This is a genomic window from Deltaproteobacteria bacterium (genome assembly GCA_016178705.1).
Classification (GTDB): domain Bacteria; phylum Desulfobacterota; class Binatia; order HRBIN30; family JACQVA1; genus JACOST01.
On record JACOST010000001.1, the window covers coordinates 1 to 13657 of the forward strand.

At 64.7% G+C, this 13657-nt stretch carries 9 protein-coding genes and 2 pseudogenes; 5 read left to right on the forward strand and 6 right to left on the reverse strand.

What is annotated here, in order from left to right; translation table 11 throughout:
- Positions 1–2515: 2515 nt before the first annotated feature.
- The 4 genes and pseudogenes from HYR72_00005 to HYR72_00020 form a co-directional block, all read right to left on the reverse strand.
- Positions 2516–3454, reverse strand: a pseudogene (locus HYR72_00005) (hypothetical protein).
- A gap of 204 nt (positions 3455–3658) precedes the next feature.
- Positions 3659–4021, reverse strand: a pseudogene (locus HYR72_00010) (hypothetical protein).
- A 1297-nt stretch (positions 4022–5318) separates the two neighbouring features.
- Entirely contained in the window at positions 5319–5969 is a 651-nt protein-coding gene (locus HYR72_00015; protein MBI1813346.1) for a hypothetical protein, read from the reverse strand.
- Positions 5969–6295 carry a Franean1_4349 family RiPP gene (locus HYR72_00020; GenBank protein ID MBI1813347.1) on the reverse strand — a complete coding sequence of 109 codons (327 nt, stop codon included), beginning with the start codon at positions 6293–6295 and terminating at the stop codon, positions 5969–5971. Before HYR72_00020 ends, HYR72_00015 begins: the two co-directional genes overlap by 1 nt.
- Before the next feature lie 380 nt (positions 6296–6675).
- On the opposite strand from HYR72_00020, the gene HYR72_00025 reads away from it, so the two are divergent.
- Positions 6676–7788, forward strand: a complete 1113-nt coding sequence (locus tag HYR72_00025; protein MBI1813348.1) for an SDR family NAD(P)-dependent oxidoreductase — start codon at positions 6676–6678, stop codon at positions 7786–7788.
- Between the two features lie 50 nt (positions 7789–7838).
- Here the strand turns inward: HYR72_00025 and HYR72_00030 are convergent, their stop codons facing one another.
- Positions 7839–8567, reverse strand: a complete 729-nt coding sequence (locus tag HYR72_00030; GenBank protein MBI1813349.1) for a dienelactone hydrolase family protein — start codon at positions 8565–8567, stop codon at positions 7839–7841.
- A 10-nt stretch (positions 8568–8577) separates the two neighbouring features.
- Positions 8578–9813: an MFS transporter gene (locus tag HYR72_00035; protein ID MBI1813350.1), complete on the reverse strand. Its 1236-nt coding sequence runs from the start codon at positions 9811–9813 to the stop codon at positions 8578–8580.
- A gap of 130 nt (positions 9814–9943) precedes the next feature.
- On the opposite strand from HYR72_00035, the gene HYR72_00040 reads away from it, so the two are divergent.
- The 4 genes from HYR72_00040 (at position 9944) to HYR72_00055 (ending at position 13655) form a co-directional block, all read left to right on the forward strand.
- Positions 9944–10306, forward strand: a complete 363-nt coding sequence (locus HYR72_00040; GenBank protein MBI1813351.1) for a hypothetical protein — start codon at positions 9944–9946, stop codon at positions 10304–10306.
- Positions 10303–11217, forward strand: coding sequence for an MBL fold metallo-hydrolase (locus HYR72_00045; GenBank protein ID MBI1813352.1), 915 nt, complete (start codon positions 10303–10305; stop codon positions 11215–11217). Before HYR72_00040 ends, HYR72_00045 begins: the two co-directional genes overlap by 4 nt.
- A gap of 62 nt (positions 11218–11279) precedes the next feature.
- Positions 11280–12389, forward strand: a complete 1110-nt coding sequence (locus HYR72_00050) for a flippase-like domain-containing protein (GenBank protein ID MBI1813353.1) — start codon at positions 11280–11282, stop codon at positions 12387–12389.
- 96 nt (positions 12390–12485) lie between these two features.
- On the forward strand, positions 12486–13655 hold the full coding sequence (locus tag HYR72_00055) for a D-alanyl-D-alanine carboxypeptidase (GenBank protein ID MBI1813354.1): 1170 nt from the start codon (positions 12486–12488) through the stop codon (positions 13653–13655).
- Positions 13656–13657 lie beyond the last annotated feature (2 nt).

Sequence of the window (13657 nt, forward strand, 5' to 3'; positions counted from 1 at the left end):
CGAAGCTCGCGTTCTGGACCAAGTTGCCCGGGCAGAACGACGGCGTGGCCGTCGGCGGCACGGCGGTGTTGGTCGCCATCGCGGTGCTGGTGCGCGTCGTGGTCGGCGGCACCGCTGTGTTCGTCGCCGTTGCCGTCGCCGTCGCCGGGACCGCGGTGTTGGTCGCTGTCGCGGTGCTGGTGCGCGTCGTGGTCGGCGGCACCGCCGTGTTCGTCGCCGTTGCCGTCACGGTGGGCGGCACGGCGGTGTTGGTCGCCGTCGCGGTGCTGGTGCGCGTCGTGGTTGGCGGCACCGCCGTGTTCGTCGCCGTTGCCGTCGCCGTCGGTGGCACGGGCGTATTGGTCGGCGTCGGGGTAGGCGCTTGGCAGTGCAGTGAACAATAGTTCGGTTCGTTGCCGTGGAACGCGTCGAGCAGGCGACTGCTGTAGCGAACACCGCCCGCGAGCGAGAGCAACACATCTCCGAAGAAGGCGTCGGTCTGATACGCGCACGGAGAATTGGTCACGCTCAGCGTGGTTGAGCTGTTCGGTCCCAGCACCGTCACGCGGTAGTCGAGCAACTCCTGGTTGTCGATGTTGGCGTCGAACTCCTTGTACACCGCCAAACCGATCGGATAGCTGCAGCTGGTCGATAGGTTGACGAAGGTTGCGCTGCTGGTGTTTCCGGCAATCGTGATAGTCGCGGTCAACATTCCCGACCCCGGTGTGCTGGAGCAGCCGCCGGCCGGAGTGAACGCCGGAGATGGCATGCGCGTCGGCGTTCCCGCGGTGCACACTTCACCCGTTGGCGTCGCGGTTGCCGTTGGGGTTGGCGGCACCGGCGTATTCGTGCGGGTCACGCTCGCCGTCGCGGCGCGCGTCACCGTCGCCGGCACCACCGTGTTGGTGTTGGTCGGCGTAGCGCTCGGCGGGATTGCCGTGTTGGTCGCGGTCGCCGTGCGCGTTGGGGTGTTCGTCACCGTCGGGCTCGCCGTTGCACACGGTGGCGGCATGACGTGGCACTGCGCGCCCGCGCCTTCGCCATCGCTGCCAACGTAGTAGACGGCGTCAATCAACTCCATGCTGGCGCTAGCCGACGGCGTGTTGAACGCCGTGTCGAGGATCTGGCTGACGGTCTGTCCCGTCAGGCTCCCGAAATTGTAGAGAGCATTCCCGAGCTGTGGGTTGAGCGCCAGATTGAGTTCCGCCGACAGCAGATGACGATGGTACTGATCCGACGTGTCGTTCAGGAACGCATCGATTTGCACGGTGGTCAGTGTCGAATAGTGCGTGGTGGCCTGGATGAGCGCAGCGAACTGCGTTGTGGTGAACTGGTTCTGCCAATTCTTCCAGTAACCAGGGCTGCGGATGAGCGAACACAGATCGGCGCTGCCGCACACGGGAGTGATCGTGCCGGTCGGTGTCGGTGTCGGTGTGTTGGTTGGGGTCGGCGTCAGCCCACACACGGTCGGCACCACCCGGCAGCTCTGCCCCGCACCCTCGCCGTTACTACCGAGATAGAGCACGGCGTCGTAGAGATCGGCGCTCGCACTGCCCGCCGGCGTGTTGAAGGCGGTGTTCAGAATCTGATTGACCGTCTCTCCGCTGAGTGTGCCGAACATGTAGAGCCCAGCGCCGAGCTGCGGGTGCAAGGCGACATTGAGTTCCGCAGACAACAGGTGACGATGATACTGGTCCGTATTGTCGTTCAACAACGTTTCGGCCTGCGCGACGGTGAAACTGCTGTAGTCGGCAGTGGCCTGAATGATCGTCAGAAACTCCGCCGTCGTGTAGTGGTTCGACCAGTTCTTCCAATAGCCTGGGCTGAAGATGAAACCACAGAGCTCCCCGGTCGTACACGGGGTGGCGGTGGCGGTCGCCGTTCGCGTCGGCGTCTGTGTCGGGGTGGCAGTCGGCGTGTTCGTCGGTGTGAAGGTCGGCGTTCTCGTTGGCGTGTGGGTGGGTGTTTGCGTCGGTGTACTGGTCGCTGTGGCTGTCGAAGCATTCGTCGGCGTGGCTGTAGCGGTTCGCGTCGGCGTCGCGGTCGGCGTCTGCGTCGGGGTGTTCGTCGGGGTCACCGTAGCTGTTAGAGTCGCCGTGTTCGTCGGCGTCGCGGTCGGCGTGGTGGTCGGTGTAGACGTTGCGGTCGTAGTCGGCGTCACCGTCGGTGTTCGTGTCGGCGCGCTCGTTGGCGTAGCTGTCGGCGTCGCCGTCGCAGTGCTGGTTGGGGTGTGAGTCGGGGTCGTGGTCGGTGTCACCGTCGGTGTTCTTGTCGGCGTGCTCGTTGACGTACCGGTCGGCGTCGCCGTTGGTGTCCCAGTTGGGGTTGCCGTCCCCGTGCTCGTCGGCGTCGCCGTCGGGGTACTCGTTGGTGTCGCGGTCGGTGTCGCTGTCGCAGTTTGAGTCGGCGTGTTGGTCGCAGTGATCGTCGGGGTACTGGTTGGTGTCGCCGTTGCGGTTCGCGTCGGAGTGTTGGTTGGCGTCGCCGTCGGCGTTTGAGTTGGCGTGTCGGTCGGGGTTGCCGTCGAGGTGTGAGTCGGCGTTGACGTCGGGGTCGCGGTCGGCGTCGCCGTTGGCGTTGCGGTCGGCGTGTTCGTTGGGGTCGAAGTCGGCGTCCCAGTTGGCGTCGCGGTCGGCGTACTCGTCGGTGTGGCGGTCGGCGTATCGGTTGGGGTTGCCGTCGGGGTGTCAGTCGGTGTTACGGTCGGTGTCGACGTTGGCGTCCCGGTTGGGGTGGCCGTCGCCGTATTCGTCGGAGTCGCGGTCGGCGTCGAAGTCGGCGTACTCGTCGCCGTGGTGGTCGGCGTATCAGTCGGCGTCGCCGTTGCTGTGCTCGTCGGCGTCGACGTTGGCGTCCCAGTTGGGGTGGCCGTCGCCGTATTCGTCGGGCTCGCGGTCGGCGTCGAAGTCGGCGTGCTCGTCGGCGTCGCGGTTGGTGTGTCGGTCGGGGTTGCGGTCGGCGTGTTGGTTGGCGTCGCCGTGGGCGTGTGAGTCGGCGTCGCGGTTGGCGTACCGGTTGGTGTCGCCGTGGGAGTGTGAGTCGGTGTCGATGTTGGCGTACTCGTGGGTGTCGCGGTCGGCGTGCTCGTTGGCGTTGCCGTCGGCGTATCCGTCGGTGTCGCCGTCGGCGTGGCGGTTGGCGTTGCCGTTGGCGTTGCCGTCGGCGTATCCGTCGGTGTCGCCGTCGGCGTGGCGGTTGGCGTTGCCGTTGGCGTCGATGTTGGCGTGCTCGTCGGTGTGGCGGTCGGCGTTGCCGTCGGTGTACTCGTCGGGGTCGCCGTCGGCGTGCTCGTCGGCGTTGATGTCGGCGTGCTCGTCGGGCTCGAGGTTGGTGTGTCGGTCGGGGTTGCGGTCGGCGTGTCAGTCGGGGTTGCCGTTGGTGTGTGGGTTGGTGTCGCCGTCGGCGTATCCGTCGGTGTCGATGTTGGCGTACTCGTGGGTGTCGCGGTCGGCGTGCTCGTTGGCGTTGCCGTCGGCGTATCCGTCGGTGTCGCGGTTGGCGTTGCCGTCGGCGTCGATGTTGGCGTGCTCGTCGGGGTCGCTGTTGCGGTACTCGTTGGCGTGGCCGTCGGCGTCGACGTTGGTGTACCAGTCGGCGTGGCCGTCGGTGTGTCGGTTGGCGTCGCGGTCGGCGTGCTCGTCGGCGTCGCGGTTGCGGTACTGGTTGGTGTCGCCGTTGTGGTTCGCGTCGGCGTGTTGGTTGGCGTCGCCGTCGGCGTTTGAGTTGGCGTGTCGGTCGGGGTTGCCGTCGAGGTGTGAGTCGGCGTTGACGTCGGGGTCGCGGTCGGTGTGTCGGTCGGAGTCTCCGTCGGCGTGCCGGTTGGGGTTGCCGTCGGCGTACTCGTCGGGGTCGCGGTCGGCGTTGCCGTTGGCGTTGCGGTCGGTGTGTCGGTCGGCGTTGCGGTCGGCGTGTTGGTTGGGGTCGAAGTCGGCGTCCCAGTTGGCGTCGCGGTCGGCGTACTCGTCGGGGTGGCGGTCGGCGTATCGGTTGGGGTTGCCGTCGGGGTGTCAGTCGGTGTTGCGGTCGGTGTCGATGTTGGCGTCCCAGTTGGGGTGGCCGTCGCCGTATTCGTCGGCGTCGCGGTCGGCGTCGAAGTCGGCGTACTCGTCGGGGTCGCCGTCGGCGTGTCGGTTGGCGTCGCGGTCGGCGTTGATGTTGGAGTGTTCGTCTGGGTCGCCGTCGGCGTATCAGTTGGCGTCGAAGTTGGGGTGTTCGTCGGAGTCGCCGTCGGCGTGTCAGTCGGTGTCGCCGTCGGCGTATCCGTTGGCGTCGATGTTGGCGTGCTCGTCGGCGTCGACGTTGGCGTACCGGTTGGTGTCGCCGTCGGCGTTGCGGTCGGTGTGGCCGTCGGCGTGCTCGTCGGCGTCCGTGTCGGAGTGCTGGTGGGCGTACTCGTTGGCGTACCAGTCGGCGTGGCCGTCGCGGTGCCAGTCGGAGTCGCTGTCGGCGTGCTCGTCGCGGTCGCGGTTGGTGTCGCCGTAGCCGTGCTCGTCGGCGTCGCCGTCGCGGTGCTAGTTGGAGTACTTGTGGGCGTAGCCGTCGGGGTAACCGTCGGCGTGAAAGTAGGCGTGTTCGCTTCAATCGGGTTGGTCGGGACTTCGACCGGCGTCGGGGTCGAGCTGGGCGTCGGGGTCGGCGGGCCATACACCTCAACCAGGTTCAACCGCAGGTCGCCGGCCTGATGGGGATCGACAACGATCTTTACGCTTTTGATGCTGCTGAGATTGATTCCGGGAAAGCTTGTGAACGGAAAAGCAATGACCATGGGCCCAGAGACCGTGATCGTCTGAGTGGCAGACTTGGTGGTACCGAAATTATCCACAAGGGCTACCGTTACCGGGTAACCACTCGACCCCACTGACGACAGATCCGCAGAAAAGATACTGACGCGAATACCGGTCTGCGTTGCGAAGCTCGTATTGAGGCCGGTCGCGCTGTTACCTGCGTCGTAGAGCAACTCGAACCGACCGTCGGCGCGCACGCTCGACGAATAGTCGAGCAGCACCGAGCTGGTAGACACTCCGACGGTCACCGAGTCGACCGCGGATCCAATGCTGGTGGCTGTGACCGTGAGCTTTCGAGCCCCGCCGAGAACACCCGCGAGGCCGGTATCGGTCTTCGTGGTGCTGCCAACGGTCAACTGCGATACCCCAGGCGGCAACTTCGTGTTTACGGCGCTCGTGAAGTCGTCGATAGTAATCCCGCTCGCAGTAGTCGCGGCACCCAAAACCAACGCCAACATCCACCAAGCGAAGGCACGTCCGGCTCTGATGGCCACTGCGGTGTGGTTGGGTCGCGTCACGGTCTCACTCACTCTCGGGGCGTTGCGCGTACCCGTCTCACGGCCCAGTCGGACCGAAGGTGCGTATCTTGTTGAGTTGTAGATCACCGGACTTCTGCGGATTGACGCTGACGACGATGCTCCGCACGTGGGCGAGATCGACCTTGGGCAATGCCGATAACAGCAAGCGTACTTGCTGCGGACCGGCGCTTGTGCTTGCCTTTGTGATTGTTCCCGATCGTCCGCTTCGGTCAGCGATCACCAACGTGATCGTATATGGAACCGAAGACAAATCAGCCTCGGCGACATCGATCAGCACTCCGCTTTCGGACAAGAGATTAGCGTTCAACCCGGCACCGCCGGCATCATAGGTGAGATCGAAACGTCCATCGGCGCCGCCGCTGCTGGCGTAGCCGAACAGGCCTGCACCCGGAACGATGTCAGCCGATACGATGTCCAAATCGCCTGAGTCCTGCGATTCGACGGTGACCGTCACTCGCCTTTGGCCTCCCAACACCCCTTTCAAACCCGTATCGTTCGCACTCAGACTCCCCATGCGCCGCTGGCGGACTCCCCGTGGCAGTGTTGCCGAGGCGCCGCTGTTGAAGTCGTCGATCATCACAGCAGCCGCCGGGATGGCTGCGAGCGTAGCGATTGCACCGGTCACTAGCAGCGCCAGTGCCGGCATTCGGAACGGGTTGCGCGACATCAGCTGTCTCGCCTACTCTTGGCAGAGCGAGCGCCGAGGCGCGCCGCCGTGGTGTTGACAATGACACCAAAGGCGCTCGGATTCTCAACCTGCGTGTGCAGCACACAGGGACTCATCGCGAGCGCGCGAACGATTTTCGGATCGAGCCCGTGGGCGACGCTGTCCAACGCACGACCCTCGATCCGCAATAGGGCGGTCACCTCGGCTGCGGTGACATCCAGCCCGTGGTCGCGGCACACCGCAGCGGGTTCGACGAAGAACCGGCCACGAAACGCGCCATCGGTGATCAACCGACCTATAATGCTCTCAACCGATCGCTGGCTCATCGAATGACCTCACGTTAGTTCTCGCCCACCGTGTCTAAGTGCAAGTGGTCTGCCACGTGCGGAAGTTTTCCCAAGCCAAAAAAAGCGTTGATGCTGCAAAGCCCTCGTCGCCTTACGCCCACCATCCAGAGCGGTCGGACCTGCCCGCCCGGCTGGTGTCAACCACGCCTGGCTCAGATCAGCCGCGCGCACTACCTCTGCCCAGAACTGGGCGTATTCCACAGCGTATGCGATGAAGGCGGACGGCGGCGCAGCCACAGATCTTCGCTTGCTACGCAGAATTCCGCGCAGAGCTGGGACTGCTCCGTCACCGCAGCTCCAGCAGGGGCTTGCGTCACAGCGACATCCCTCGCTAGACACGCCCACGAGGAGAGGTGGCGATGGTCGTTCTCATTACAGGCGCATCGAGTGGTATCGGCGCAGCAACAGCGCAGGCGTTCGCGCTTTCTGGCGCGCGACTAATTCTGGCGGCGCGGCGGATCGATCGCTTGCGATCGCTGACCTCCACGCTGCCGAGCGAGTGCCACCTCATCCAACTTGACGTGCGCGACCGCGCGGCCGTCCATCAGGCGGTTGCGGCGATCCCCCAACCCTTCTCCGCAATCGACGTTCTGGTTAACAACGCTGGCTTGTCGCGCGGCTTCGAGCCCCTGCACGAAGGCTCGGAGGAGGACTGGGATGAGATGATCGATACGAACATCAAGGGCCTGCTGTACGTGACCCGGGCCGTGCTCCCCGGCATGGTCGCACGTGGACATGGGCACATCGTCAACGTTGGATCGATCGCCGGGCACGAACCATACCCGCGCGGCAACGTCTACTGCGCCAGCAAGGCTGCGGTCCGCATGCTCAACAAGACCATGCGGCTCGATCTCCACGGTACCGGAATCCGTGTAACCACGGTCGACCCCGGCCTTGTCCCCACGGAGTTCAGCGAGGTGCGCTTCCACGGTGACCGCACCCGCGCCGCTTCGGTGTATGAGAATACTCGGCCGCTGTCAGCCATGGATGTCGCGGACACGATCGTCTGGTGCACGAGTCGGCCGCCGTGGGTGAACGTCGAAGAGCTTCTGCTGATGCCGACCGATCAAGCCGCCCCGGCGATGGTTTACCGTCGGCCGCTACCCGATGCGGGCGCTGGCGCCAGCGCACCACTGGCCCAGAGGTGGTTCGACGCTTGGAACGCACACGACGCCGAGGCCGTGCTGGCGCTCTATGCGCCAGAGGCCCGTCACACTAGCCCGCATGTGCGCGCGTCGGGTGGGGCAACCGACACACTGAAGGGACGCGATGCCATCGGCGCCTACTTCCGCCGTGCGCTACAGAAGGATCCATCTCTCCGCTTCGAACCGGTCTCGCTCTCCAGCGGGCTGCGCACCGTGGTGATCGAGTACCGCGCACATCGCGACGGGATCGTCGAGTCGAACGCGGAACTTCTGGAACTCGACGCCGACGGCCTGATCGCACACTCGCGCGTCTATCACGCACACTAGGTTCGTGGCCCAACAGCTACCGCTTGGCTCAGCGGACGCGCAGAGTGGCTTCACCGCAAATGGCGCCGGAAAAACGCTAGCGCACGCGTCCACGCATCAGCCGCCGCGTCTGGGCGAAAAGCGTCCGCGCGGCTGTCGTTGAAGAACGCGTGTCCGGCGCCTGTATAACTCTTGATCTCGAACGTCTTCTCCCGACGCTGGAGAATCGCGCGCAACTCGTCGACATCGACCTGCGGGATGAGGCCGTCATCAGCGCCGAACAGTCCGAGGTATGGACACGCCAACTGCGGCGCGAGATCGAGTGGGCTCGCGGGTTTTGCGCGGTCATCTTTCTGCGTGTAACGCAGCATGCCGTACCAGCTCACACAGGCCGCCAGTTGTGAAACTGTACACGCCGCCATCAGCGCGTATTGCCCACCCATACAGAACCCTGTAATTCCGATCGCATCGACCCGCACGTCCGAACGTCGCGCGAGAAACTCCACCGCTGCATCGAGATCGGCGAGTACGCGCGGGTCGGGTAACTCGCGCATCCACTTGAACGCCGCCGCCATGTCCGGCAGCACCGGCGGACCCTCGCGGCTGTACAGGTCAACCGCCAACGTCAAGAATCCCTCCTGGGCAAAGCGTCGCGTGATGTCGCGGTAGTGTTCATGCAATCCGCGCACGTCGGGAATGAGCACGATCGCCGCAAACGGCCCGCGTCCATCTGGCCACGCCGCGTAACCAAGCAGCGTCTCGCCGTCGCGTTGAAAGGTCAGTTCCGCCGTCTGCGGCATGCTCTCCTCCTCAGGGACTGGCTGGCAAGCGTGGCGCTGGCGCTGCCGCGGTTGCGGTAGCCCTCCCGAGTCGCGCGGCCACCACCGTCGCGGCCACCATCAACAGTCCGGTACTCACAAACGGGCCCGCCGGGCCCCAATCGAACAGGAGCCCGCCCCAGAGCGGACCGAGAATGCGTGCCAGACTGCCCATCGACTGCGACAAGCCGAGTACGCCACCCTGTTCCGCGGCGCTGCTCACCTTCGAAATTAGACTCGACAGCGTCGGAGATGCGATCCCTTGGCCACACGCGACCAAAGCCAACGCAACCAACAGCGGCGCAAACGGATAGGCGAACGGTGTCGCCAACAACCCGATTGCGAGCAGCGCACAACCGCCCGTCACCATCCGGCGCTCATCGGTGTAGCTCGCCAGGCGTCCGATCAGCCCGCCCTGCACCACACTCATCGTCAGTCCCATGAATCCGAACAGCCAATAGATCTGCGCGGCGGGCAATTGAAAGTACGTCGCGCACAATAGCGACAAGGTCGTTTCCATGGTGGCGAAGGCGAACACGACGACGAAGAACAGCACCAACAACGGCGTCAGTTGCGCGTGCTGCAGCGCGCGGCCAACGTGCCGCAACGGATGCTCCCGCGGCGCATCCGACATCGACCGCCTGGCGCTCGGCAGCGACTCGGGTAGCCGAACGATCGCGATAACCAGATTCGCGCCGCAGATGAGCGCCGCCGCCGCGCCCGGCGCCCAATGCCCGTACGCCGCGAGTAGTCCACCGATGGCGGGTCCGAACACGAAACCGAGTCCAAAGGCCGCGCCGATCACGCCCATGCCTTTGGCGCGTTCTTCGTCGCTGGTCACGTCGGCGATGAAGGCCTGCGCCACGGCGATGTTCGCGCCGCCGGCGCCGGCCAGCAGACGCGACAGGAACAACATCCCAAGACCGGTCGCACTCGCAAACAATGCGTAGGACAGCGTCGAAGCCGCCAGGCTGACTAGCATCACCGGTCGCCGTCCGACTCGGTCGGACAGCCGCCCCCACAGCGGCGCGAACACGAGCTGCATCGCCGAGTAGCAAGCGACTAGGGCCCCCGCTGTCACGCCCGACGCCGCAAAGCGGTGGGCGTAGTACGGCAAGAGCGGAATCACGATGCCGAAGCCGAGCAAGTCGACGAAGACCGTGAGAAACAGAATGCCCAACGTCGACCGCGGTGCCGGTGTGCGAAGCGCATTCGTAGGCTCAGTCATATGAAGCCCGCGCCGCTTACCACGACGGCGAGCGCCGCCACAAGACGCCCGTCAGCCTCGGACGTACGCGATTCTGCGCGTGACAGCGTGGCCTGACCGCGGTATCTTTCGCCGCGAGGAGGACTGACTGATGCGCATGCGAACCGTAGCAGCCGTATTCTTCGTGGCAGTGTCGCTCGGTGTAGCGGCTAGTGCTCACGCGGATCACTATTACATGGAGGGTGGCGACCCGGTCCGAGTGGAGAAGGACCAACCATGGGCTCCGGGCCCGGCCATCGGCGCCGCGGTGATCAACGTCGTCTACGTGCCCATCCGCTTTAGCTGGAGCGTTGTTGGCGTGGTTAGCAGTGGGCTCACAGGTCTGCTCACCGGCGGGAACCAGACCGCCGCTGAAGATGTCTGGGGGTTGTTTCGCGGCTCGGCACAGGTGACGCCCGGCATGCTGCGTGGACGCGAACCGTTTCGCTACGGCCCGTGGGAGACCGGCCGCTGATCTCCAACAGTGCCGCAGACAGCGACCGCACCTTCGGCCGCGTCACCGTGCTGGTGGGTGACAAGAACGGGAAGTATCCGCACGGCAACTCTATCCTGGTACGCGGGCGCGATACCTCCCTGCTAATTGATCCATCGCTCACAGTCGCGCAGCGGGCTGATCAGTTGCGCGGCGCGGCGGATCTCGTCGTGTTGAGTCATGTGCACGAAGACCACGTCGCTGGCGTCTTCGCCTTTCCCGACGCGCCAATCTACGCGCATCGTGCCGATGCGTCCGGCCTGCGCAGCATGGATGGTCTGATGGAAATCTACGGCTACGGTGAGCCGCTCACCGCCGGCATGCGCGACTACGTTACCCAGACATTCCACTACACGCCGCGCCCCGACACGCTCGACTACGACGACGGCGCCGAGTTCGATTTGGGCGGTACGCGTGTGCGCGCCGTTCATCTGCCGGGGCACACGCGCGGTCACAACGCTTTGCTGATCGAGCCGGAGGGAGTGCTGTTCCTTGGTGATATCGATCTGACCGGCTTCGGTCCGTACTACGGCGATGCTTGGTCGGATCTGAACGACTTCGAGCGATCGCTGGTGCGCCTGCCCGAGATCGATGCCCGCATCTGGGTGTCGTTCCATCACGTCGGCATCATCGAGGATCGGGACGTGTTCACCACCAAGCTCGCCGCGTTCGCCGCCAAGATTCCCGCACGGGAGCAGGCCATCCTCGATTTTCTTGCTGAATCTCGCAGCCTGAACGAACTCGTGGCGCATCGCTTTCTCTATCCGCCGCACGCGCACGCGCCATTCATTGACGCCGTCGAGCAGCGCACGATTGCCCAACACCTGACGCGACTGATCGCCAATGGCGCAGTCATCGCAGGCGATGGCGGCCGATTTTTGCGGCGTGACTAGCCGCCGCGCAGTCGGCGCGCTGCCTTGACCGTCCGGAGGCAAGCGATTAATGCGAGGGTGACGTGAACGGTCAACTCGCAGAGGCGCAGCCGGTGTCCACCCCACCCGCGTCCGCCGCCACCACCAAAGCGCACCGGCGCTGGCTCCCTCTCGCGATCGTGCTCGGCATTGGGGCTTTCGCGGTGATGTTCTCCTTCACCGACATCCGCGAGATGCAGCGCGTGATCGCGCGTGCCGATCCGTGGCTCCTGCTTGTGCCTGTCGTGTTCACTATTCTGAGCTACTTGGTCATGGCGCTCTCGTATCACGGCATTGCCGAAGCCTCAGATGCCCAGGTCCCGTTCGGCGAGATGTTGAAGGTGACCTTCGTAGCGAATACGGCGAACTACTTAGTCTCGAGCGGCGGGCTGAGCGGCTTCGCGTTGCGGCTCTACTTCTTTAGCCGGCGGGGTATTGCGTCCGATACCGCAGTCGTGATCTCGCTGGTGCAGACGTTTTTAACCAACGTCACCCTGCTCGCGTTCGTCCTGTTCGGTTTCGCCTATCTCGTCGCGGCGCAGACGCTGCACGGCTGGGCACTGATCACCACGGTGGTGCTCTTGGTGTTCTTTAGCGCCGCCGCCGTCGTCGCCCTGCTGCTGCTCTTTCACCGCCGGGTGCGGCGCCGCACGCTTTTCGTGCTGGCTAACACCGCCAACTGGCTGCTGCATCGCTTCGTCCCGCACCGCAAGCCGGGGCGGATGCGTATCTGGCGATTTCAACGCAACCTCAATCGCGGCATCGAATTCATGCTAGCGCGCAAGTCACAGATGGCCGCACCCGCGGTCTATATCTTCGTCGATTGGATCGTCACCTTGGGCATCCTCTACGGCGCCTTTCTCGCCTTGCACTATCCCATCCCCTTCACCTACGTCGTTGTGAGCTTCGCCGTGGGCACGATCTTGGCGCTGGTGTCCTTCATCCCTGGGGGGCTCGGCATCATGGAAGGCTCAATGGCTGCGATTTTTGCGAACCTTGGTGTGCCGCTCGAGACCGCGGTGGTCGCGGTGTTGATCTTTCGGGTCGCCTACTACGTCCTGCCACTGATCGTGAGTCTCTTCTTCTTTCACGGGATGTTCCTGCAAGGCGCCCATATCCGCCCCGACCTGCGCAACGTTGATTTCAACGGCTGACCTGGCGCTCGGCGGCGCACACTTCGTTGACAAGAACGCCGAAGTGTCAGACAGTAGATTCGCCGTGACAACTAGGCTGGGCAAGACGGGGAGGTCATGAGGGGCGGAGGGCGGAGCGCGATACTGGTCGGCTTGGTGCTATCGAACAGCATCGCATTCCCGATCATTGCGCACGCACGCAGCGCCTCGGTCACGGCGACTGCCGCGATTCTCATCGACCGTCAATCTGGGCAGATCCTGTGGCAACGCAACATCGACCTGCCGCTGCCGCCGGCAAGCACGACCAAGATCGTCACCGCGCTGCTCGCCCTCCAGAGTGGGCGGCTCGATGATTCCTTTGTCGTCAGCGCCAACGCCGCGCAGGCGGCGCCCTCGAAGATCAGCGTCCGTCCGGGGTGGCGGTTGCGCTTGCGCGATTTGCTCTATGCGATCCTGTTGAACTCCGCCAACGACGCCAGCGTCGTCGCCGCCGAAGGTCTCGGCGGCTCGGTCGATGGCTTCGCCGGGCAAATGAATACGGCGGTGCGCACCCTTGGTGCCACGCACTCACACTTCGTCAACCCGAATGGCCTACCGGCCGCCAATCACTATTCCACCGTGCACGACCTCACCACGGTCTTCAACGCCGGCTTGCGCTGGTCGCTCTTCCGGCAAGTGCTGGAGACCAAGCGCATCGTCATCACGCCGACCGCCGGGAGCACGCGCCCGATTGCGCTCCACAGCCACAACCGCCTGCTCATGTCTGACTACGAGATTCACGTGATCGGCAAGACCGGGTGGACGATTGCCGCCAAGAAGTGCTTCGTCGGCGTGGCCTCATCAGGCGACCGCGAGCTTCTGGTCGCCGTCTTGGGCTCGCGCGATTTGTGGGGCGACGTGAAGCGGTTGATCGACAGCGGCTTCCGCACCGAGACCGGCGGGCCGACGTTGGTCAGCAACGATGTCGACTGGCAACTGGCCGCCGAGGATCCCGTTCCGCAGGCGGCGGGCGATGCCGACGAACCGGCGCAGGTTGAGCCGCCCCGGGCCGTGACCTACGACATCCGCGTCGCGTCATTTCGAGGTACGGATAGCGCGACCCGCCTGCGCAGCTCGTTGACCAAGTCCGGCTATCACGCCACCGTGGGGCGCACTGGGGCGGGAAAGAAGTTGCGCTACCACGTGACGGTCGGCAGTTACCAGACCCTCAAGCAGGCGCAAGACATTGCTCGCAAACTCTCCCGCACGCACCGCGTGAAGCCGGTGGTGCTGAAGTCCTCAATCTAGGT

Coding starts and splice junctions, on each gene's coding strand:
- HYR72_00015 (MBI1813346.1), bottom strand. CDS start 5,969: ATGTCGCGCAACCCGTTCCGAATGCCGGCACTGGCGCTGCTAGTGACC.
- HYR72_00020 (MBI1813347.1), bottom strand. CDS start 6,295: ATGAGCCAGCGATCGGTTGAGAGCATTATAGGTCGGTTGATCACCGAT.
- HYR72_00025 (MBI1813348.1), top strand. CDS start 6,676: ATGGTCGTTCTCATTACAGGCGCATCGAGTGGTATCGGCGCAGCAACA.
- HYR72_00030 (MBI1813349.1), bottom strand. CDS start 8,567: ATGCCGCAGACGGCGGAACTGACCTTTCAACGCGACGGCGAGACGCTG.
- HYR72_00035 (MBI1813350.1), bottom strand. CDS start 9,813: ATGACTGAGCCTACGAATGCGCTTCGCACACCGGCACCGCGGTCGACG.
- HYR72_00040 (MBI1813351.1), top strand. CDS start 9,944: ATGCGCATGCGAACCGTAGCAGCCGTATTCTTCGTGGCAGTGTCGCTC.
- HYR72_00055 (MBI1813354.1), top strand. CDS start 12,486: ATGAGGGGCGGAGGGCGGAGCGCGATACTGGTCGGCTTGGTGCTATCG.